The organism is Yoonia rosea, assembly GCF_900156505.1.
GTDB lineage: Bacteria > Pseudomonadota > Alphaproteobacteria > Rhodobacterales > Rhodobacteraceae > Yoonia > Yoonia rosea.
Window position 1 is genome coordinate 103,176 of record NZ_FTPR01000004.1, and the last position, 22,244, is coordinate 125,419.

Here is a 22,244-nt window from a genome sequence, read left to right on the forward strand (position 1 = left end):
CTGAAGGAAGCCCCTATGTTGTACCGTCTCGCTGTTGTCTGCGCATTGCTGATTTCGCCGCTTCCTGCCGTTGCGCAGGAAGAAACCTTGGCCGATATCAGGCAACAGCTGACGGTGCTTTTTGTTGACGTGCAGCGTCTGAAACGCGAATTGTCAACGACAGGGGGGCTTGGAGCGGGCGTTGCGGGAAATACACCACTTGATCGTCTGAATGCGATCGAGGCAGAGTTGCAGCGCCTGACGTCGAACACCGAACAGCTCGAATTTCGGGTGAACAGTATTACGACCGATGCCAACAACCGCATCGGTGATCTGAACTTCCGCCTTTGCGAACTCGAACCGGGCTGTGATATCGGCCAACTTGATGACACACCTTTGGGTGGCGTCGCAGTGCCAGGTGCTGTCGCGGCAGTGACGAACCCGAACACAGGCGGCCCCGCTTTGGCCATTGGTGAGCAAAGCGACATCGAGCGGGCGCAGGAGGCGCTCGCTGCAGGTGACTTTCGCGGCGCCGCTGACCAGCTTGAGACCTTTGTCGCGACCTACCCGGGTAGTCCGCTGACCTCTGATGCGAATTACCTGCGCGGCGAGGCTTTGGAAGGACTGGGTGAAACGACGAATGCAGCACGCGCCTATCTTGAGGCTTTCTCGGGCGATCCGACAGGACTAAAGGCACCCGATGCCTTGTTCAAACTAGGGTCGTCTCTTGGCAAGATCGGGCAAACACAAGATGCCTGCCTGACGCTTGCCGAAGTGAACGTCCGTTTCCCTGGCAACGCGACCGTGCTTGATGCCCAGATGGAAATGCAAGCCTTGGGATGCCAGTAAGCCGCTCTTCGGACAGCGTCGAGGGACGTTTCCAGGCTGCAATCGCGGCATCCTGTCATTCGGATCAACCCGTTGGTCTGGCCGTGTCGGGCGGCGGCGATTCCATCGCACTTATGCAGCTGGCTGCGCGTTTTCGTCCCGCAGATAGGCTCCGTGCGATTTCCATTGATCACGGTCTCCGCCCCGAAGCTAAAGACGAGATCGCTTTGGTGGCCGCACAGGCCATGGCCCTCGGGATTGATCATGCGGTCGTCAACTGGACATGGGACGGCAAAGGCAATCTACAGGCCGCCGCCCGCGAGGGGCGCTGGGCTGCGGTGCGCGACTGGGCGGTGATGCATAATTTGCGCACGGTCTGGTTCGGTCATACCGAGGATGATCAGGTTGAGACGCTCTTGATGCGGTTGGCGCGGGGCTCTGGCATTGATGGTCTCACGGCGATGTATCCGCTGACGCGGCGCGATGGACTGCAAGTGTTCCGTCCGCTTTTGGGCCTGTCGCGCGCCGATCTGCGCGCGTGGTTGACGCAACAGAAAATTACATGGGCCGAGGACCCCAGCAACGAAGACCCACGATTTGACCGCGTGCGCGCGCGCCAGATGTTCGCACAGTTGGAAACCTTGGGAATGACACGCAAGCGGTTGCTGCAAACCGTCGACCACATGCAGGCGGCACATTTATCATTGCAAGAGGCGGCACTTGGCTTTGCAAAGTTGCATGTGCGACAGGATACAGGTGATCTGATCTTGGGGCCCGCCGCACTTGACCTTGCCAAAGCTGATGCACCACGGCGCGTCATGGCTGCGGCCTTTGCTTGGGTCGCCAGCCGCAGCTACCGGCCACGGTTTGAGCAATTGCTGGAAACGGTCGCGCAGGCCCGTAAGGGGGCCACGGTGACTTTGGGCGGTTGTATCATGACACCCGATAAGGGCGGCGCAGTGCGCCTGACGCGTGAAGCGGCAGCAACAAGTGCCGCGGTGCGGTTGCAACACGATGCGGACCTACCTTTGGGCGTATTTTGGGATCAACGCTGGTTTCTTGAGGGACCTGTAGACGACAATTTGTCCTTCAAGGCGCTTGGTTCAGGGATCAAGGACTGCCCCGATTGGCGGGCTGCCGGGCTCCCGCGGACCTCGCTGATGGCTTCGCCCGCGATCTGGCAGGGGGAGCGTCTCGTCGCGGCACCTGTGGCCGGTTTATCGAACGGATGGTCTGCGCGGATTGTCGCGGATTATCATACATCGGCGTTTGCCATTGAAGATTGAGGTTTAACCTCTATTTTAGATGAAACGCTTGTGCGGCGACTCTGTCGTCCCACTTCCCCATTTCAAAGGAGTTTCCCCCTTGGGCAACGCGCGTAACATGGTCTTTTGGGTCGTCCTGTTCCTGATGGTATTGGCCCTTTTCAATCTCTTCAGCAGTCCGCAGGGCGCCACAAACAGTGAGACGCGCAGCTATTCTGCTTTCGTCCAAGCCGTTGAAAGTGGCAGCGTAACAAGCGCCGTCATTGATGGCGAGAATATCCGCTTCACAGAGGCAGGTCGCACCTTTACCACGATCCGTCCGCAAGATGCTGAAGTGACACAGCTTTTGCTGGCCGCTGATGTGCCGGTTGAGGCGCGGAGCCAGGAAACATCGGTGTTCCAGTCATTCCTGCTCAGCCTGCTTCCCTTCCTGCTTTTGATCGGTGTCTGGATCTATTTCATGAACCGTATGCAGGGCGGCGGCAAAGGCGGTGCAATGGGCTTTGGCAAATCGCGCGCGAAATTGCTGACCGAAAAGCATGGCCGCGTCACCTTTGACGATGTCGCCGGCATTGATGAAGCCAAAGAAGAGCTTGAAGAGATCGTTGAGTTCCTGCGGAATCCACAAAAATTCTCGCGTCTTGGCGGTAAAATTCCCAAAGGAGCCTTGCTTGTCGGCCCTCCCGGTACGGGTAAAACGCTGCTTGCACGCGCTATTGCGGGCGAAGCCGGTGTGCCGTTCTTTACGATCTCTGGTTCTGATTTTGTCGAAATGTTTGTTGGTGTGGGTGCATCCCGCGTCCGCGATATGTTCGAGCAGGCGAAGAAAAACGCGCCATGTATCGTGTTCATCGACGAGATTGACGCCGTCGGCCGCGCACGTGGTGTCGGCATCGGTGGTGGCAACGACGAGCGTGAGCAGACGTTGAACCAGCTTCTGGTCGAGATGGACGGGTTTGAGGCCAACGAAGGTGTCATCATCGTCGCTGCGACCAACCGTCGTGACGTGCTTGACCCTGCGCTTTTGCGTCCGGGCCGTTTTGACCGTCAGGTTACGGTACCGAACCCCGATATCAAAGGCCGCGAAAAGATTTTGGGCGTGCACGCGCGTAAAATCCCGCTTGGCCCTGATGTTGATCTGCGCATCATTGCGCGCGGTTCTCCGGGTTTCTCGGGCGCCGATCTGGCGAACCTTGTCAATGAAGCCGCCCTGATGGCGGCGCGTGTGGGCCGCCGTTTTGTGACGATGGTCGATTTCGAAAGCGCCAAGGATAAGGTTATGATGGGCGCCGAGCGCCGGTCTATGGTCATGACTGCCGAGCAGAAGGAAATGACAGCCTATCACGAAGCGGGCCATGCGATTGTCGGGATCACGCTACCGAAGTGCGATCCGGTCTATAAGGCTACCATCATTCCGCGTGGCGGTGCTTTGGGCATGGTGATGAGCCTGCCCGAGATGGACCGCTTGAACATGTTCCGTGATGAATGCCACCAGCGTCTGGCAATGACCATGGCAGGCAAGGCGGCGGAAACCATCAAATACGGTGCCGATCAGGTCAGCAACGGCCCTGCCGGTGACATCCAGCAGGCCAGCCAATTGGCCCGTGCGATGATCCTGCGCTGGGGCATGTCCGATAAGGTGGGCAACATCGACTATTCCGAGGCACATGAAGGGTATTCTGGTAATACCGCTGGTCTGTCCGTATCGGCCAACACCAAAGAGCTGATCGAGGAAGAAGTGCGCAGCTTTATCCAGGCTGGCTATGAGCTTGCGCACAAGATCATCACCGAAAAGAACGAAGAGTTCGAGCGTTTGGCGCAGGGTCTGTTGGAGTATGAGACACTGACCGGTGATGAGATCAAGCGCGTGATGGCAGGTGACCCCCCTCAGGCCAGCAATGACAGCGATGATACGCCGTCTGCCGGCGGGACTCCATCGGTCACGGCGATCCCGAAAACCAAGCCCAAGAAGCCGCGCGCTTCTGATGATGGCGGGATGGAACCGGAACCATCTGCATAAGAATAAAACGCCGCTCCTTACAGAGCGGCGTTTTTCTTTGGTGACTGCCGATTGAAGCCTTCATTTGTCTGCCGTAAGCATAGGCCAACGACAAAGAGGAGCGCATCATGCCTGCATTGGCCCCCACAAAAATCACTGGCAAAGTCGTTTGGATCGGCCATGTGCCCGACCGCGATGCGTCTTTGCGCTCACACGCGGTGCAGACGGCAGAACTGACCTATGCAGGCATACCGGGGGAAGTGCATGGCGGGCTAACACGTCCATCCTGTAGCCGCGTGTTAAGCCAGTATCCGCGCAATACCGAAATCCGCAATGTGCGTCAGCTGTCAGTGGTCTCTGCCGAGGAACTGGCCGAGATTGCTGCAGAGTGTGGGTTGGAAGCGTTGGACCCGGCATTGATTGGCGCGTCTTTGGTGATTGGCGGTATCCCTGATTTTAGCCACTTGCCACCTTCATCGCGACTGCAATTCGCGGATGGGTCCACGATTGTTGTTGATATGCAAAACCGCCCCTGCCATTTGCCTGCCAAGGTGATCAACGCTGATCATCCCGGTGCAGGTGACAAATTCAAAACAGCAGCGAAAGGCAAACGTGGCGTGACGGCTTGGGTTGAACGTGAAGGGCATATCCATCTGGATGACTCCGTCACGCTGCATGTCCCCGACCAACGCGCATGGGCGCCCTAGGTTTCCCATCCGACACAAGCAGATGCGCTGCCGCCGATTCCGGCGGTGATTATGTCGCAATCACAGTGCATAGGATGGCAACCAAGCGCTAGAAGCGATCAGGGACACACACGGCAATTGCCAAGAAATGGGTAAGTTTTTCATGGAATATAAGTCTGACATCGAGATCGCACGCGCCGCGAAAAAGCGCCCAATTCAGGAAATCGGTGCGAAGCTGGGCATTGAGAGCGACGATCTGCTGCCCTACGGCCACGACAAAGCAAAGGTCAGCCAGCGTCTGATTAATGCCGTACAAGACCGCGCCGATGGCAAGCTGATCCTTGTCACCGCGATCAACCCGACCCCGGCGGGTGAAGGTAAGACAACCACGACTGTGGGGTTGGGTGACGGGCTGAACGCAATCGGCAAGAAGGCTGCGGTATGTATCCGCGAAGCCTCGCTTGGGCCCTGTTTTGGCATGAAAGGCGGTGCTGCGGGCGGTGGCTATGCCCAAGTCGTGCCGATGGAAGACATGAACCTGCACTTCACAGGGGATTTCCACGCGATTACGTCGGCGCATAACCTGCTGTCGGCGATGATTGACAACCATATCTACTGGGGCAACGCACTTGAGATCGACATCCGCCGCGTCGTGTGGCGGCGCGTGCTCGACATGAACGACCGCGCTTTGCGTCAGATCACGACGTCTTTGGGCGGCGTGGCCAACGGTTTCCCGCGTGAAGCAGGCTTTGACATTACAGTGGCGTCCGAGGTCATGGCGATCCTGTGCTTGGCCCGCAATCTGGACGATCTGCAAAAGCGGCTGGGCGATATCATCGTGGCCTACCGCCGCGACAGGACACCTGTGTATTGCCGTGACATCAAGGCCGATGGCGCGATGACAGTGTTGTTGAAAGACGCGATGCAGCCGAACCTTGTGCAGACACTGGAAAACAATCCGGCTTTTGTGCACGGCGGGCCTTTTGCCAATATCGCGCATGGCTGCAACTCGGTCACGGCAACAACAACCGCGCTGAAACTGGCGGACTATGTCGTCACAGAGGCAGGTTTCGGTGCCGATCTGGGTGCCGAGAAGTTTATGAACATCAAGTGCCGCAAGGCGGGCATTGCGCCGTCTTGTGTGGTCGTTGTCGCCACGGTGCGCGCGATGAAAATGAACGGTGGTGTCGCCAAGGCCGACCTTGGAACCGAGAATGTCGCGGCGGTCGAGGCAGGCTGTGCGAACCTTGGACGGCACATCGAAAACGTCAAATCCTTTGGCGTACCGGTCGTTGTGGCGATCAACCATTTCGTCACTGACACGGACGCCGAAGTTGAAGCGGTCAAAGCCTACGTCGCAACCCAAGGGTCCGAGGCGATCCTGTGCAAGCACTGGGCGCTGGGATCAGAAGGCACCAAGGACCTTGCCACGCGCGTTGCGCAGATTGCCGACGCCGGTGAAGCGAATTTCGCGCCTATTTATCCCGATGACATGAGCCTGTTCGACAAGATCGACACGATTGCCAAGAAGATCTACCGCGCTGATGGTGTTGTTGTTGATGGCAAGATTCGCGAGCAGTTGAAGGCGTGGGAAGAGCAAGGCTACGGCAACTTGCCGGTCTGTATGGCCAAGACACAATACAGCTTTACCACCGATCCCACCCAGCGTGGCGCACCGACAGGGTTTACCGTACCGGTCCGTGAGGTGCGTTTGAGCGCAGGCGCTGGCTTCATCGTGGCCATCTGCGGTGAGATCATGACCATGCCGGGGCTGCCACGTGTGCCTTCGGCCGAGCAGATCATGCTGAATGATGCAGGCGAGATCGAAGGGCTATTCTAACTGATACGGGCGGGGCCATGCCCCGCCCATTTCCTATCCGACCAACAAAGAGAAGACGTAATGACAGCAACAGTAATTGACGGAAAAGCCTTTGCCGCAAAGGTCCGCGGGCAAGTCGCCGAAGGTGTGGCCAAGCTGAAGGCTGATCATGGCATTACCCCCGGTCTGGCTGTTGTACTGGTGGGCGAAGACCCTGCCAGTCAGGTCTATGTCCGCTCCAAGGGCAAGATGACTGTTGAAGTTGGTATGGAGTCCTTCACGCATCAGTTGGATGTGGATACTTCCGAGGCCGATCTGCTGGCGCTGATTGCGCAGTTGAACGATGATCCTGCCGTGCATGGTATTCTGGTACAATTGCCGCTGCCTGCGCATCTGAACAGTGATCTGGTGATCAATAGTATTGATCCGGCCAAGGACGTTGATGGCTTTCATATCTCGAATGTCGGTCTGTTGGGTACGGGACAGAAAAGCATGGTGCCGTGCACACCATTGGGCAGTCTGATGATGTTGCGTGATCATCACGGGTCGCTTTCGGGAATGAATGCCGTGGTGATTGGCCGCTCGAACATCGTGGGCAAACCGATGGCGCAGCTCTTGCTGAACGACAGTTGCACCGTCACCATCGCTCATAGCCGGACGAAGAACCTGTCCGATGTTGTGCGGCAGGCCGATATTGTAGTGGCCGCTGTGGGGCGTCCGCAGATGGTCACGGGCGACTGGATCAAACCGGGTGCCACAGTGATTGATGTGGGCATCAACCGGATCGATAAGCCCGAAGGCGGCACCCGTCTGGTGGGGGATGCGGATTATGACAGTTGCGCCGCTGTCGCGGGTGCAATTACCCCCGTGCCTGGTGGCGTGGGGCCGATGACGATTGCCTGTCTGCTGGCCAATACGCTGACCGCCTGTTGCCGCGCCAACGGGTTGGCCGAGCCGGAAGGACTGACCGCTTAAACGGGCACAGGAATGGCTTTGTGCCCTGTCATGATCGCGATGATCTGTCCGCTAAAGAGTTTGCGCAAGTCTGCGGCTTGGCTGGAGAGCCCGCCCGTATAAGCGCCATAGGCGGGCATGATCAGCCTGTGCGCATCATAAAGGAACGCCGGCCTGCTGCGCCCTGCAACGCGGTGTTTGGGGTGATAGTGACCTGACACCTCGGCTGTTTCCGCCGTAGCTATATGGCGGAAGATGAGTGTGCCAATAGTCATTTGCGACCGATGTGTTCCGCCAAGGTCAACCGGACCCGGATCGTGATTTCCCTCGATCCACACCCATGATTTGCCTGCCTGCAAACGTGTCAGCCAAAGCCGCGCATCCTCATCAAGGCTGTTGGCGGCATCAAGGTCGTCGAAGCTGTCTCCGAGGCAGATCACCTGTCGGGGTTGGGTCGTGGTGATATCGGTTTCCAGCTTTTGCAAGGTCTCCTGCACCTCGTAAGGGGGCAACATCACGCCGCTGCGCCGCGCGATCCGTTCGGATTTACCAAGATGCAGGTCAGAGACGCAAAGTACTGCGTGTTCAGGCAAATACAGCGCACCCGAGGGCAGGGCGCAGCATCGGGTTCCGCAAAAATCAAAGTTATATGCGTTCATGCTCTGTTCTTGGGGTAAGTCCTACGCGAGTTCAAGCGTCAAAGCGATGACACGCCAGCGGCAGCCATCAGTCGGGCGGCCTCTTCCTCCATCAGGCGTTCCCGGCCCGCGCCCGCAACGGCGATCCGCCCCTGTTCAAGGAACATGGGTAGGGAAAGCGGGGTCACGCGGTCAAGGTTCAGGTGGTCGATGCGACCTGCGGTGCGTGTCAGCATTTCTTCGATCCGGCCAAAATCGACCAGCCCGCGCATGGCCTCTTCGCGGGTGATGCGCAGCATGAGGTGATCGGGATCGTATTTGGACAGGGTGTCATAGAGAATATCGGAGGAAAACGTGGCCTGTCGCCCGCTTTTGCGGGCTTGGGGCAGGTTGCGTTCAATCAGACCGGCAATCGTGGCCGCACCACGGAATGTGCGTTTCATCACCGCATTGCCAGACAACCACGTTTCAAAATCCGCGCGCATATTGTCGGGTTGCAGCAAGGGGTTCGGGTCCGTGACAGGATCAAGGCCCCAGATCAGTGTGGCATAGTCCGTTGAGACAAAACCCATGGGATGCAGGTTCAACTCTTCCATGCGCTGCGTGACAAGCATGCCAAGGGTCTGCATCGCGTTACGACCTGCGAAACCGTAGATGCACAGATGATAGCGGCCTTCGTGCGGGAAGCTTTCCACCAGAATACGGTCCGCCTCGGGCAGTTTTGAGAATTTACGCTGCAGGCCAAGCCATTCAGCGGTATGTGCGGGCAGTTCAGGCCAGTCGGGTTGGTTAAACATGCGCAAAATGCGCTCCGACAGCTGGGTAGAGTTGGCGAATTTCGTGCCCATGAAGGTGGCGATTTTCGGCGTTTTATCAGCGCGGCGCGATACCTCGACTGTCATTTCCTTCAGGTTCTCGTAGCGGACAACTTGTCCGCCGATCAGGAAAGTATCACCGGGGGTCAGGGTGGCAGCGAAAGCCTCTTCGACCTCGCCCAAGGGTTTGTAATTGCCCTTCATGCGCACCTTGAGGGTATCTGTGTCTTGAATGGTTCCGATGTTCATGCGGATACGTAGCGCCGCCCGCGGGTCGCGCAACTGCCAGCGTCCGTCTGCGGTTTGGAGCAGGCGTTTCCATTTGTCATAGGCGCGCAGGGCATAGCCGCCGGTGGCGCAGAAATCGAGACAGTCATCAAAGGCTGCGCGCGACAGATCACGGTAGGCGCCGACAGTCCTGATTTCGCGGTAAAGCGCATCTGCGTCGAAGGGACCGGCGCAAGCGGTGATCAGAATGTGCTGGCACAGCACGTCACGGGGGCCTGCGCCTTTGGGGTCACCGTCAAGATCATGCGCCTTGACGGCCTCAAGTGCGGCGACACATTCGACGACTTCAAAGCGGTTCGCAGGCACCAAAAGCGCCTTGGACGGTGCATTGTAGCGGTGGTTCGCGCGTCCGATGCGCTGGACCAGACGTTTGACGTTCTTGGGTGCGCCAACTTGGATCACCAGATCTACGTCACCCCAGTCGATACCAAGATCAAGCGAACCTGTGCAGACGATGGCGCGCAATTGCCCCGCGACCAATGCGGCCTCAACCCGTTCGCGTTGTTCGCGGGCAAGACTGCCGTGGTGGATGCCGATGGGCAGGTCGTCGGTATTGGCAAGCCAGAGGTTGTGAAAGAAAATCTCGGCCTGGGCGCGGGTGTTGTGAAAGATCAGCGTCGTTTTGTGTTTCTTGACCTCTTCGAGCACGGCAGGGATCGCATATTTCGCGCCGCCGCCTGACCACGGCGGTCTCTCTTGCGTGACCAGCATCGCGATATCCGGATCAGGGCCGGGATCGGCGTTGATGATGTCGCAAGGATCGGGGTGGCGGGCAAGTTGGCGCGCGATGGCGGCCGGATCTTCCACTGTTGCCGAGAGGCCTACCCGCCGCAGGTCAGGGGCAAGGGTTTGCAGGCGGCTGAGGGCGAGCATGAGTTGATCGCCACGTTTGCTCTCGGCCAGTGCATGGATCTCATCGACGATAATACGCTGCAGGCCTTTGAAGATGCGCGGCGCGTCCTCATAGCTCGTGAGCAGGGCGAGAGATTCGGGCGTCGTCAGCAGGATATGGGGCGGGTCGGCGCGTTGGCGGCGTTTTTGGGTGTAAGTTGTATCGCCTGTGCGGTCCTCAATCCGGATGGGCAGACCCATTTCTTCGACAGGGCGGCGCAGGTTGCGTTTGATGTCAGCGGCGAGCGCTTTGAGCGGCGAGACGTAGAGCGTATGCAGACCTTCGTGCGTACCGTCTGCGAGTTCGATCAGGGATGGCAGGAATCCGGCCAGTGTCTTGCCGCCACCCGTGGGTGCGATCAGCATCAAGGCAGGGCTTGCCGCTTGATCAAGCATGGCCTGCTGATGCGGGTGGATGCTCCAGCCGCGGGAGGTGAACCAATCTTGAAAAATGGGGGGCAGGGTAGTCATGCTGCTAAGGTGACGTGCGGGGGTCGTGCGTCAAGACGCACCTTACGTTTTGCACGCTAAGCAATGAAACAGGCCCCCATGCGGGGGCCCATTCCGGGAAATGCTAGTGAACGATATCTTCTTCTTTCACGAACATGTTGGCCCATGCACGGTCAATCAATTCGGGCGACATCTGATATGGGATGCCTTCAAATTCGCAGATCGAAATCATCTGGTCGATCAAAAAGATTGGCTGATAGTTCGCGTAGACGTTGTCGATTTCCGGATAGCGGACGTTCAGCAGATGCACGAGCGTATCCTCGTCCAGCGGCATTTTGCGTTTGCGTGCGACCATGGCAAAAATCTTGAGGAAGTCTTCCTGATTTGGGCCGTCAATCTTGATCTTGTAGAAAATACGGCGAAGGGCCGCCTTATCGAAGATCGCATTCGGGTGGAAGTTGGTCGAGAACACAACGAGCGTATCGAAGGGCACTTCGAACTTTTCACCTGATTGCAGGGCAAGAATATCCTTGTTTTCTTCCAGTGGAACAATCCAGCGGTTCACGAGCGTCTGCGGTGGTTCGGCCTGACGGCCAAGGTCGTCCACGATGAAGATGCCGCCGGTGGATTTCAGCTGCAAAGGCGCCTGATAGGTCCGCGCTGTCGGGTTATAGACGAGGTCAAGCATCGACAGCGACAATTCACCGCCGGTAATCACGGTGGGGCGTTCGCAACGCACATAGCGGGTGTCAAAGCGGCCGGATGTGCGGCGCAGGCTGTTGGGGTCATCCACGTCGTCTTCAGCGGCGCTATGGACGATCGGGTCATAAACGGTGATCACCTGACCAGAATATTCGATCGCGCGCGGCACGTAGATTTTATCGCCCAAAGCGTCACGGATACCGTTCGAGATCGAGGATTTACCGTTACCGGGTGGTCCGTACATCAGGATCGAACGACCGGCGCTAACCGCAGGGCCGAGGTTGGACAACAGGTCTTCCGGCAGAACAAGGTGCCCCATCGCTGTTTGCAACTGGTCGCGGGTCAGTTGGATGTTGCGGATCGACTGGCGCTGGATTTGCTGGCGATAGATATCGAGCGGTACTGGCATCGCGCCATAGTATTCGGACTGGCCAAGTGCATCGAGTGCGCGCGCACGGCCTGCGTCTGTCAGCTGATAGCCCATTTCGTTGCCGCTATTGGCGTTGAGTGTACCAGTCGCCTCTAGCAAAAGCTGGCCCCGTGCCATGTCAACCAGTTCCTGTGTGACAGGTATTGGCAGGCAGATGGCACGGCTGATCGCCGACACCAGATCAAGGTTCATGCGGAACATCGTCTTGATCAAGATGTCGCGCATCATGGCCATTGGCAAAAGCATGGCTTCGAGGCTGCGCGGCGCCGGGGGCGCCATTACACCGTTTGTTTGAACATTCATATCAGGTCCCGCCCATCAAAATCACATCCTGGCCGCAGACTCAGCGGCAGTTGCCGAGGAGTGTAGTGGAAACTATGGCAAAATAGTGAATAAACATGTGCCTGTCCAAGGCATTGCAAAAGTTATCAGCGATAAACGGCAACAAGTCCCAGATATAGTACAAGCGTCATGCTTAACGGGAAGCCTTTGGGGAAGTACCGGCCAGCGTTCCAGCTTTTCCACTCTGCTACGGGCCGTTTCAGCGGTGTAAGCCGAAACAGCGTGTGTACAAACAGGGCCGCAAGCAGGCTTGCGGCGAAAACACGCAAAATCATTTCGAGATCTGACATGACAAAGAAGGGGGCCATCGCGGCGATGAGTTTGGCGTCTCCGCCGCCCATGACACGCAAGGCCCAAAGCGCCATACAGACCACCAGCGCGATGGGAAAATGCAGCCATTGCCACAGATACGTTTCCCATCCAAAGGCAAAAGGCCCGAGCACCGCATAGACGACAAGCATGACAGCCACCGTTTTATTGGTGATCTTCATGTCGCGCATGTCGTTCCATGAAATGAACAACGCCAGCGGAATGACGGCCGGAAGAAACCAGTAGGCTGCGTAGGCTGTCATTCCTGATTGCGCCTAGTTGGACGTGTTGTTTTCAAGAGCTTCCAACGCACGCGTCGCTTCCTCAAAATGTTGTGGATGCGTATTGATCGCGTCATTCAGCAACGATTTGCCGATTGTGATGTCGTTTTGCTTGATCGCGGCAAGCGCCATCGTGTGCATCAGTTGGGCCCGCTCGATCTGGGTCATCGGGATGACAGGGATGGAATAGTTGCGCTGTGCACCGCGTGCCAGAACCAGGTTATTCTTGGCTGTGAACATATTGCTGTTAAAGCGCAGCGCATCTCCAAAGAGGCGTTCTGCTGCGGCATAATCGCCCCGTGTCAGCTTGGAGAAACCCCAGTTGTTGTAAACTGTCGCGGGGCGTGTCGTCAGGCCGACAGCTGTTTCATAGAAACTGTCCGCCTTGTCCCACTGCTGACGACTGTCGGCGACCATCGCCTCAAGTCGGTAACGCTGGAATGTCTCATATGTGGGGGGCACGGTATTGAGCGTCGCCGCCGCTTCGTCCCACTGATTTGCGCGGATGAATGCATCGGCCAGTTCAACGCGGTCGGTGTTCGTCGCATCTTCGTTTGCGACAACAGCCTGCCATGCTGTGATCGCCTCAGCTGGTCGCTTGGCGCGGATCAGTGACTTTGCCAAGCCGCGCTGCAGGTCGATCCGCCCGGGGTCATTGGCATTGGCGTTGGCGAAGTATCGCACGGCCTCATCGGGGTCTCCGACTGTTAGCATCACATCGTTGAGGTTGGTTTCGTCGACTACATTGATATCTTGCATGGCACGTTCGACCTGTGCCTCGCCTGATTGTTCACAAGCGGCCAACCCGACGGTTGCCGCAAAAAGCGTCAGTATAATTGGGTGGCGCATGTTTCTGCGTCCTCTTGCTGCTCTTGCCTATAGTGGTTCCGACATCAATACAAAATCACCTGCACCGCGCCGGATCAGATTAAAGTTCTGATATTCTTGTTCGTCATTATTGATCGGATTTTCTAATTTTGCGAGCGCTAAGCGCAAATTGTCGCGGATTTCGTCCGAATTTCCGTTATCCGCGGCAAATGCGCGACGGAAAACCTCGCTTGCCTCACTGACATTGCCCCTTTCCATCAAGATGACGCCAAGATTATTCCAGGCGGGGGGGAATGTCGGGTCTTCCTCGACGGCGCGGCGGAGCCAACGTTCGGCCTGTCCCAAACGCCCCAGATTGAGGTTGGCCGAACCGATAGCGGACATCGTATCAACATTCAGGCCCTGCTGTGCGGCCGCGCGGTTATAGGCTTTCAGGGCCAATTCATACTCACCTGCGGCCATCAGGCGGTGACCAACGATCAGGCCGTCGGCACTCTCACCGCGGGCAACGCCGGGCGCAAAGACGCCATCCGGAGAACGATTAAGGCCGCCTGTCGCGCAGGCGGCCAAGAAGAACATGACAAGGCTAATACCAAGCGGCCGTAGCTTCATGGTGGATTAGCCTCCCAGGTTGACGGCAATCGCATAGATTGAGGGGCCAATCAGCATTGCCATCAGTGGCGGTACCGTCAGCATCATGGTTGCAAGCGTCATTTTCGTCGGCAGCTTGTTCGCCTTCTCCTCGGCGCGCATCACGCGTTTGTCGCGCATCTCTGCGGAATAAACCCGCAGCGCGTCGGCAATGGACGTACCAAATTGCGAAGACTGCACCAGCACAGTGACAAAGCTGGCAATATCCGGAACACCACAACGATCTGACATATCCTTGAGAACCGTATTTTTGTCTTTACCGGCTTTGGCCTCTTGGCTGACGATTTCGAATTCATCAGCGAGATCAGGAAAGCCGGATTTCAGCTCGCGTGCGACACGGATGATGGACTGATCCAAAGACTGACCGGCCTCGACGCAGACCAGCATCATATCAAGACTGTCAGGGAACGCGTTGATGATTGCTTCCTGACGCATTTGCTGGCGACGTGTCACCCAGTATTTTGGCATGACGTAACCAAAACCACCAGGAATCAGGATCCACATCGCGAGTTGCTGGGTCGTGGCCTCGACACCTGTTGTCATTTGAAAGAGAGTGTATGCGCCGCCGCATAGAAGGCCAAAGATACCCAATGCGAATTGTAGAAAGTTGTAAATCCGCACCGAGTTCTTGCCACGGTAACCGGCCTGCATCAATTTTAGTTTGATTGCAGAGTATTCGTCGGCGTTCTGCGGTTCGAGAAAGTTCGCGTATTTCTCGAGTTTGTCCTTGCCGGAGGCGGAGCGCAGCTGCTTGCCTTTACCCTTTTTCCCGGCATCAGCTGAAGTATTTGCCGCTTTGATCCGGTCAAGCGGGTCAACTTCGCGCTTCAGCAACACTGGCAGTGTCACCAAAATAAGAAAGACGCCGAGCAAACCGACGATCATCAAAGGACCGTAGGGCCCCAGCTGATCGATGATCATTGTTTGGATATTTTCCATCTGGTCCCCCTCAAACTTTAATATCGACCAATGCCCGCATCACAATGAGGTTCACCACGAGGAATGCAACCACGATCAGAACAGCTGGAATGAAAAGCGGGCTTGTCATAACTTCATCGTAATAATCCGGTTTGACAAGATTGATACCGAGCAATGCCAAAACCGGGAATGCGGACAGCAAATTACCGGACCATTTCGCCTCAGCCGTGATCGCCGCAACGCGACGGAAAAGGCGAAACCGTGCGCGGATCACCTTCGCCAGACCGTCCAGAATTTCGGCAAGGTTACCACCGGACGTTTGCTGAATCGTCACGGCAACCGCCAGAAAGCGCATATCCTGATTGTCGAGCCGTTCCGCCATTGCCTTGAGGGTTTCCCCCATATCGCGGCCGTAGGCGGCCTCGTCAGAGATCATGCCCATTTCCGTGCCCAAGGGGTCAGGTATTTCGCGTGCAACGATGGCGACGGCGGATGAGAACGGGTGACCCACGCGCAGCGAACGCACCATCAATTCCACCGCTTCCGGCAGCTGTTCAGCAAGCATACTCATCCGCTTTTTGGCTTTGCCGTTTACCCAGACATAGACGCTCCCGATCCCCATAAGAACCGCAACGAGTGCGCGGATCGGGACACCAACGGCCGTAAGTGCCGTCAAAAGGGCAAAGGAAACACCGCTCAGCACAACCATCAACAGCATCAGTTGCACCGGTGTGAATGCAATATTTGCCTTTTGCGCGCGGTCAGCCAGCAAAGAGTAAACGGGAATACTCTGTGACTTCATATGCTGGGTCATCTCCTTGCGGAGTTGATCCAGAACCTGTTCGCGACTTCCGCCTTTGTCGAGCATATCCAGACGGCGGTTGACCTTGCCGTCCATGCTTATCGACTTGCCAAAGATGACAAGATAGGCACCCTGAACAAGTGCCAGAACGGCAACAAAGATCAGAACGTAGATAAGTGGTTCGACTGAAATCATGTCGTTTACTCCGCGACCATCGGTTCAAAGATGGCAGGTGGAAGGTCATAACCCCAAAGCTTGAAGCGCTCAGAGAAGTGGCTGCGCACACCGGTTGCCGTGAAGTGACCGATGATTTTGTTGTCAGGGGTCAGACCAACGCGCTGATACCGGAAAATTTCCTGCATCGAGATGACATCACCTTCCATACCGGTGATTTCGGTGATGGATGTCATGCGACGCGAACCATCCTGCAGGCGAGACGCCTGCACGATAAGGTTCACAGCCGAAGAAATCTGGCTGCGCATCGCTTTGATCGGCATTTCAATACCGGCCATCGCGATCATATTTTCCAGACGTGACACACCATCACGCGCACTGTTGGCGTGGATCGTTGTCATGGATCCGTCGTGGCCGGTGTTCATCGCCTGCAACATGTCGATCACTTCTTCGCCACGCGTCTCACCTACGATGATGCGGTCAGGACGCATCCGCAGGGCGTTTTTCAGACAGTCCCGCTGGGAAACACCGCCTTTGCCCTCCACGTTGGGCGGACGGCTTTCCATGCGGCCCACGTGCGTTTGCTGCAGCTGAAGTTCCGCTGTATCCTCGATTGTCAAAATACGTTCGGCGTCGTCGATAAAGCCGGAAAGTGCGTTAAGCGTTGTGGTTTTGCCGGAACCTGTACCGCCGGAAACGATGATATTGAGGCGGGTGGACACCGCCGCCTGAAGGTAGGCGGCCATTTCTTCCGTAAAGGCGCCAAACTTGACAAGCTCTTCGATGCCAAGCTTGTCCTTCTTGAACTTACGAATGGAAACAAGCGAGCCGTCCACCGCAATAGGCGGCACCATTGCGTTGAAACGCGAGCCATCGGCAAGTCGGGCGTCAACATATGGGTTGGATTCATCAACACGGCGACCAACCGCAGACACGATCTTGTCGATAATCCGCAACAGGTGCCGTTCGTCCTTGAAGGTAATGTCCGTTAGTTCCAGACGTCCGTCACGTTCCACAAAGATCTGTTGCGGGCCGTTGACCAGAATATCGTTCACGGTCTCGTCTTTGAGCAGCGTCTCCAGCGGACCAAGGCCGGTCACCTCGAAGAAAAGATCCTGACTCAGGGTCTGGCGCTCATCGCGGTTCAGGACGATACCCATATCTTCAAGGGTCTCGTTCGCGATTGCGTTAATTTCCGAGCGCAGCTCCTGTTCTGAGGCGGTTTCAAGCGCTGCAAGGTTCAGGTTGTCCAGCAGGGCCTTGTGCAGCTCCAGCTTGATTTCGCCCAAACGTTCCTTGCGACGCTTTTCCTTGTCCATCGGGGCCACTTCGCCCGGACGGCGTGCCTGGGTTGTTTTGTGAAGTGGCTTGCGCCCGTCATCTGGCTTTGCGGCAGCAATAGCGGCTACGTCAACTTTGGAAGGTGCCGCAGGTGCGACCGCGCCGGCATCTTTTGGTAGATTTGGCTTTTTGTATTTTGAAAACATCGTTTTACCTCTCAAGCATTCGCTTCGGCTGTATCTGCTTGGTTGACATCATGGATCGACTTCGCGAGCTTCATAATTTCTTTGCGCAAGGCATTCTTTGGGACGGTGTCCGCCATGGGGGCGCCGTGGTCGGCCGCCTGCACGACTGGTTTGCCGCCATCGGGCAGTTGGACTTCGATGGAAATACCAAGGTTGTCTGACAGGCGCTTCACACGGCTTTTCCCGTTCATGTCGGTAAATCCAGGCGCACGGTTCAGCAAAAAACGTATTTTCTCAAACGGCAGATCTTCGGATTGTAGCGCACGCTTGAGACGCAGTGTATTCTGCGCTGAACGCATATCAAGCTCAATCATCGCGAAATAGACATGTGCCATTTCAAGTACGGTCTGGGACCATTCCACCATCGTTGAAGGCATATCAATGATGACATAGTCAAAGTTGCTGGCGGCCATCTGGATCACGCGCGTGATGTCATCCGGTGTGATCATATCAAGCGGAATCATGTCCATCGGGGCGGTCAGCACATGCAGCTTGTCACCATAGGTCAGAGTCGCCTGCATGAAGGCCTCCGCATCCATCGATGCTGTGTCAGTCAGCAATTCGAGAACGGTTTCGCGGCGTGGCAGGTCAAGATATGTCGAGGCCGAGCCAAACTGAAAGTCGAGGTCGATCAGGCAGACCTTTGGCGGGTCTTTCTTGTCAATGATTGCCAGTTCCCATGCAAGATTGACGGCCAACATGGTAGCGCCGGTCCCCCCTGCAAGTCCGTGAATCGGAATGATAACCCCCGAACGGTCGCCACTCACCTTAAACCCTTTTTCACCGCTCTGCGGCGCAGGCGTTTCCTGTTTGGTCAAAACGCGTTCAATTGCACGCGCCAGTTCATTCTCAGGAAGAGGGTAGGGGACAAATTCGTCTCCGCCTTCGCGCAAAAGCTGGTGCAGCGCGGTGGGGCTCACATCTTCTGCGATAAGGATCACTTTCACCGAAGCCGCTTTGGCGGAAGCTATAACTTCGGAGATGGTTGCAAGATTATCTTCGTCCTCGGCATCCATAGCGAGTGTGACAAACTGCAGACCGCGTGCATCCGGTTGTCCAAGGAATGCAATGGCATCCTCAAAGCTCAGGTCACCCCATGCATCGCCCAATGCTGCTTCCATGTCTTCGATCAAAAGATCAAAGTTCTGCACGTCACGGCTTATCGTGCACGCCACGATCTGTGGCGGGTCGCTTTGGACAACTGGGCTTGTACTCATCTTCTTGATGTCCCCATCACTTAATTCCACTCAAAATCACCAGCCAGTAGTAAGACTCACCTACTATACTGGCCAGGTTTGCCTAAACCATGGCAATAAAACCAACTCATGGTCCAATCGTTACTGGGAAATTTGTCGATAATAGGACCAAATCATCTCGACTGTGCAGATATTTGCGACGATTTGCAATTCCTTGGTCAAATGTTGACGCCGGATAAAGAATCCGGCGTCAACGAAGCGCGAAAGCGCGTCTTTTTATAGGCCGTCTGCCACAGTCTCGGTTTCCGGAGCAGCACTTGCAACATATTCGCGGAAGATAAGCGCGGCGTATTTACCGTTCAGCAGCATTGGATCGTTCTCAACGAATCCTGTCACCTCTGTGACCGTGCGGCGGTTGCGACGCTCGCGTCCCTCGGTCACAACAAGCGGCTGTGTTTCGCCGAAGGAAACGACTGCTTCCAGTCGGCTACGATCGATCCCTTGTGACGCCAGGAACGACACAACTGTTTGCGCACGGCGCAACCCGAGTGAACGGTTATAGCCTTGGCTACCAACAAGGTCAGTATGGCCGTAGACTTTGAAGCGCACTTCTGGGAACTGACGGATCCAGTCTGCCTGTCTCACCAGTGTTGCACGCGCATCGGCGTCCAGAACTGTGGAGTTGAAGGCAAAGTTTACCGTTGTGTTCACATCGGCTGCAAAACGACGCGCAAGATTGATCGTGTAATCCTGTGCACCTGTCTGAACCAGACGGTTGTTCATTGTGGCTTCGCCAAAATCACCAGAGTCGATCGTTGACCCTGCCTCAGTAAAGAACGAAGCGGATGCGATTTGCCTGTCAGCGGATGAGCAGGCGCTCAGTGTTGCGGCCGCGATGGCTGCTGTCATTATGTATTTCATCGACTTACGCTCCAATCATTCGTCAAGGACATAGCCGTAGGACCCGCTAAAGTCCTGGCGTGCCACTTCGCCTGCACCACCTGTTGATGGACCACCTGTCCGGGCCACTTGGCCGAAAAGGAATAGCCCTTGTTCGGTGGGTGGGCGCACACGATCCGTTGGCAACGCCAACGCTTCGCCCCGTGTCGGTGACACAAGATGTGGCGTCACAATAATCACCAGTTCTGTCTGGCGACGTGAGAATTCAGCGCTTCTGAACAGTGCACCAAGGACAGGGATATCCCCGACCCATGGCACCTGACCATTCAAGTCGTTGAAGTCATCTGAGAGCAATCCGGCGATTGCGAAGCTTTCGCCATCACGCATCTCAACTGTGGTCGATGTTTCGCGACGGCTGAAAGCATCGACAGAGAAGCCGTTTGCCTGAAAGCCGCTGGAAGGGTCGATCGCAGATACGGCTGCGCTGAGTTCCAGGTTGATGATGTCACCATCAATCACACGAGGAATAAAGCTAAGCTCGACACCAAACGGTTTATATTCAACCGTGATCGTTCCACCGTCGTTCGAAGATGGTACCGGATACTCGCCACCGGCAAGGAAAGTTGCTTCCTGACCGCTGAGCGCTGTCAGGTTTGGCTCTGCCAAAGACCGTACAACACCGCGTGTTTCCAGCGCTTCAAGCAAGATGCCTACTTCGAGGCTACCTGCACCAAAGCCAAAGACGAAAGCGCCGTTGTTGGAGTTTGAAGTGGGAACAGAGTTGCTAAGGGCTCCGTTGATCGCACCTTGCCCGACAGTGCGGTTTGTACCGCCCGTGATGCCGACATCGTCACCGAATCCAAGACCGGACAGTGCAAGCGACGACGACAGTGCTTTACTGACGGAACGCTGCATTTCTGCGAAACGAACTTTCAGCATCACCTGCTGTGTGCCACCGACTGTCATCAGGTTTGAGACGCGATCGGGAGCGTAGCGTTCTGCAAGGTCCAGTGCCCGATCAAGACGTGCGATCGAGCTTACTGTGCCGGACAGTACGATACCGTTGTTTGCGGTACGGACTTCAATGTTTTCGCCGGGCAGAATCTGCGTCAGACGCTCTTTGAATTCTGCCATGTCAGGGGAAACATGCACTTCGACGTTCGTAATCAGACGCCCGTTCTCACCCAGAAGGGTCAGGGTTGTGCGGCCGGGTTCTTTACCCAGAACGTAGATTGTGCGGTCCGACAAAGACGAGATATCCGCGATGCCGGGGTTCGCAATCGAAAGTTCGGTGAAGGGCACGTCGCTCTCCACAACAACGGCCCGACTCATCGGAACGCTTAGTGCACTGGATGCCGCGCCGCGCAGAACGCGCAACGTTTCGGCCGGTGCGATACTTGGTGCTGCCGCAGTAAGCGACAACGTTAAGCCAGCAATAGCTGCCTTTAAGAATTTGTCATATTTCATAAGTGACCTGCCTCTCCGATCACGCCTCGTTTTAACGGGTCTTCCCGCCCATGATCTCCTGACCATGAGGCAGAACCATATTTATTGCAAGAATCAAGGTGTTGGAGGGCAGAGCGAATGTGGATTAAACGCAACACTTGCTAGGCAGTGTGTATATTGATGCGCCCCACACAAGATTTAGCGGGGCGCAAGAAGGATATCGCTAATTCAGCGCATTGGCCAAATCAGTTGGCGCATTCGACTTCGACTTGAATGCGTTCGGTGCCGTTGCGCTGGGTGACGAAGCAGCGTTCTTCCTCGACAACCTCTGGCTCTGGTGCACGTACTTCTTCCACAATTCCAAGGACATCACGGATGTTGGTTTCAATCGTGGTATCGCCTGCCTCAAGATCGTCACGGCCGACGGGTGTGAGTGACAGTGACCCTGCGGCCTGAAGCACTTGCAGATCTGCAAAATCTTCTTGCGATACTTGAAGAATAACGCCAGCGCCTCTGCCGCGCGCATCAGCTTCACCCATAGAAATAATCTCAAGCCGACTTTTCACCAAGCGCGAAATGTTTTGTCCGCGATCCACGCGACCAACCCAATAAAGGTCAATCCGATCTGAAGTTCGCAGATCGCCTGCAAATGCCTCGGTCATGCTATTTGGCAGCGGAAAGGCCCGCATGCCGGGATCAAGCAGCGCGGTAATGCCTTGGGGCGCACCTGCTTCTGTCACTTTCGCGTTCAAGATCGGTTCATTCGCCTGCATGGGGATGCGGACCACGCGCGGCACGTTTAGACCTTGGGGAAACAGCTCTTCTTCGGTTGCAAACACGCCATCGGGCAAATAATCGCGCGCATACTTGATGACTTTGACATCATCTACTGTCAGCAGGTCACCATATGTCAGCGACCGCGAAGGCGCATATATATCCACAGTGCGGATGGCTGTTGCAGACCGCTGCCGCTCACGCTCCAATTGGGACGCCTGCGTTTCCATATACTGGTTCACCATATAAACGGCAAAACCGGCAAGACCCATCCCGATCAACAGAACTAATCCAAAAAGAGCACGCATATCTTCACCTCTAGCTTCCGGGCCATCATGATGGATGGCGCACTT

At 56.2% G+C, this 22,244-nt stretch carries 19 protein-coding genes; 6 read left to right on the forward strand and 13 right to left on the reverse strand.

Features of this window, described 5'->3' with window-relative positions; all coding sequences use genetic code 11:
- The first annotated feature begins 15 nt into the window (after positions 1–15).
- The 6 genes from ybgF (at position 16) to folD (ending at position 7,551) form a co-directional block, all read left to right on the forward strand.
- Entirely contained in the window at positions 16–828 is an 813-nt protein-coding gene (ybgF, locus tag B0B09_RS16715) for a tol-pal system protein YbgF (protein ID WP_076661044.1), read from the forward strand.
- The gene (tilS, locus tag B0B09_RS16720) at positions 819–2,093 is read left to right on the forward strand and encodes a tRNA lysidine(34) synthetase TilS (protein ID WP_076661045.1); all 1,275 of its coding nucleotides are present in this window, start codon (positions 819–821) and stop codon (positions 2,091–2,093) included. Before ybgF ends, tilS begins: the two co-directional genes overlap by 10 nt.
- A 79-nt stretch (positions 2,094–2,172) precedes the next feature.
- Positions 2,173–4,092, forward strand: coding sequence for an ATP-dependent zinc metalloprotease FtsH (gene ftsH, locus B0B09_RS16725; RefSeq protein ID WP_446001696.1), 1,920 nt, complete (start codon positions 2,173–2,175; stop codon positions 4,090–4,092).
- 107 nt (positions 4,093–4,199) lie between these two features.
- Positions 4,200–4,778 (forward strand): MOSC domain-containing protein, encoded by a 579-nt coding sequence (locus B0B09_RS16730; protein WP_076661046.1) that lies wholly within the window; start codon positions 4,200–4,202, stop codon positions 4,776–4,778.
- A 142-nt stretch (positions 4,779–4,920) separates the two neighbouring features.
- Positions 4,921–6,597 (forward strand): formate--tetrahydrofolate ligase, encoded by a 1,677-nt coding sequence (locus B0B09_RS16735; RefSeq protein ID WP_076661176.1) that lies wholly within the window; start codon positions 4,921–4,923, stop codon positions 6,595–6,597.
- A gap of 60 nt (positions 6,598–6,657) precedes the next feature.
- Complete coding sequence (gene folD, locus B0B09_RS16740; RefSeq protein ID WP_076661047.1) at positions 6,658–7,551, forward strand: bifunctional methylenetetrahydrofolate dehydrogenase/methenyltetrahydrofolate cyclohydrolase FolD; 894 nt, start codon at positions 6,658–6,660, stop codon at positions 7,549–7,551.
- Here the strand turns inward: folD and pdeM are convergent.
- The 13 genes from pdeM to cpaB all read right to left on the reverse strand — a co-directional run bounded on the left by pdeM (position 7,548) and on the right by cpaB (position 22,199).
- Entirely contained in the window at positions 7,548–8,189 is a 642-nt protein-coding gene (gene pdeM, locus B0B09_RS16745; protein WP_076661048.1) for a ligase-associated DNA damage response endonuclease PdeM, read from the reverse strand. The two genes, folD and pdeM, sit on opposite strands and share 4 nt — an antisense overlap.
- 38 nt (positions 8,190–8,227) lie before the next feature.
- The gene (locus B0B09_RS16750; protein WP_076661049.1) at positions 8,228–10,633 is read right to left on the reverse strand and encodes a ligase-associated DNA damage response DEXH box helicase; all 2,406 of its coding nucleotides are present in this window, start codon (positions 10,631–10,633) and stop codon (positions 8,228–8,230) included.
- A 103-nt stretch (positions 10,634–10,736) separates the two neighbouring features.
- On the reverse strand, positions 10,737–12,047 hold the full coding sequence (locus B0B09_RS16755; RefSeq protein ID WP_076661050.1) for a DUF8689 domain-containing protein: 1,311 nt from the start codon (positions 12,045–12,047) through the stop codon (positions 10,737–10,739).
- 125 nt (positions 12,048–12,172) lie between these two features.
- A complete protein-coding gene (locus B0B09_RS16760) occupies positions 12,173–12,658 on the reverse strand; it encodes a prepilin peptidase (protein ID WP_076661051.1) in 486 nt (161 codons plus the stop codon).
- A gap of 12 nt (positions 12,659–12,670) precedes the next feature.
- Positions 12,671–13,525: a tetratricopeptide repeat protein gene (locus B0B09_RS16765; protein WP_076661052.1), complete on the reverse strand. Its 855-nt coding sequence runs from the start codon at positions 13,523–13,525 to the stop codon at positions 12,671–12,673.
- A gap of 27 nt (positions 13,526–13,552) precedes the next feature.
- Entirely contained in the window at positions 13,553–14,116 is a 564-nt protein-coding gene (locus B0B09_RS16770) for a tetratricopeptide repeat protein (RefSeq protein WP_076661053.1), read from the reverse strand.
- 6 nt (positions 14,117–14,122) lie between these two features.
- Complete coding sequence (locus B0B09_RS16775; RefSeq protein ID WP_076661054.1) at positions 14,123–15,094, reverse strand: type II secretion system F family protein; 972 nt, start codon at positions 15,092–15,094, stop codon at positions 14,123–14,125.
- 10 nt (positions 15,095–15,104) lie between these two features.
- Complete coding sequence (locus B0B09_RS16780) at positions 15,105–16,070, reverse strand: type II secretion system F family protein (protein WP_055296107.1); 966 nt, start codon at positions 16,068–16,070, stop codon at positions 15,105–15,107.
- A gap of 5 nt (positions 16,071–16,075) precedes the next feature.
- Positions 16,076–17,536 carry a TadA family conjugal transfer-associated ATPase gene (locus tag B0B09_RS16785; RefSeq protein WP_076661055.1) on the reverse strand — a complete coding sequence of 487 codons (1,461 nt, stop codon included), beginning with the start codon at positions 17,534–17,536 and terminating at the stop codon, positions 16,076–16,078.
- Positions 17,537–17,547: 11 nt separating this feature from the next.
- Positions 17,548–18,792 carry a CpaE/TadZ family protein gene (locus B0B09_RS16790; protein WP_055296105.1) on the reverse strand — a complete coding sequence of 415 codons (1,245 nt, stop codon included), beginning with the start codon at positions 18,790–18,792 and terminating at the stop codon, positions 17,548–17,550.
- 255 nt (positions 18,793–19,047) lie between these two features.
- Complete coding sequence (locus B0B09_RS16795; RefSeq protein WP_076661056.1) at positions 19,048–19,692, reverse strand: OmpA family protein; 645 nt, start codon at positions 19,690–19,692, stop codon at positions 19,048–19,050.
- Between the two features lie 15 nt (positions 19,693–19,707).
- Entirely contained in the window at positions 19,708–21,138 is a 1,431-nt protein-coding gene (locus B0B09_RS16800) for a type II and III secretion system protein family protein (RefSeq protein ID WP_076661057.1), read from the reverse strand.
- Positions 21,139–21,362: 224 nt separating this feature from the next.
- Entirely contained in the window at positions 21,363–22,199 is an 837-nt protein-coding gene (cpaB, locus tag B0B09_RS16805; protein WP_076661058.1) for a Flp pilus assembly protein CpaB, read from the reverse strand.
- Between the last annotated feature and the right edge of the window lie 45 nt (positions 22,200–22,244).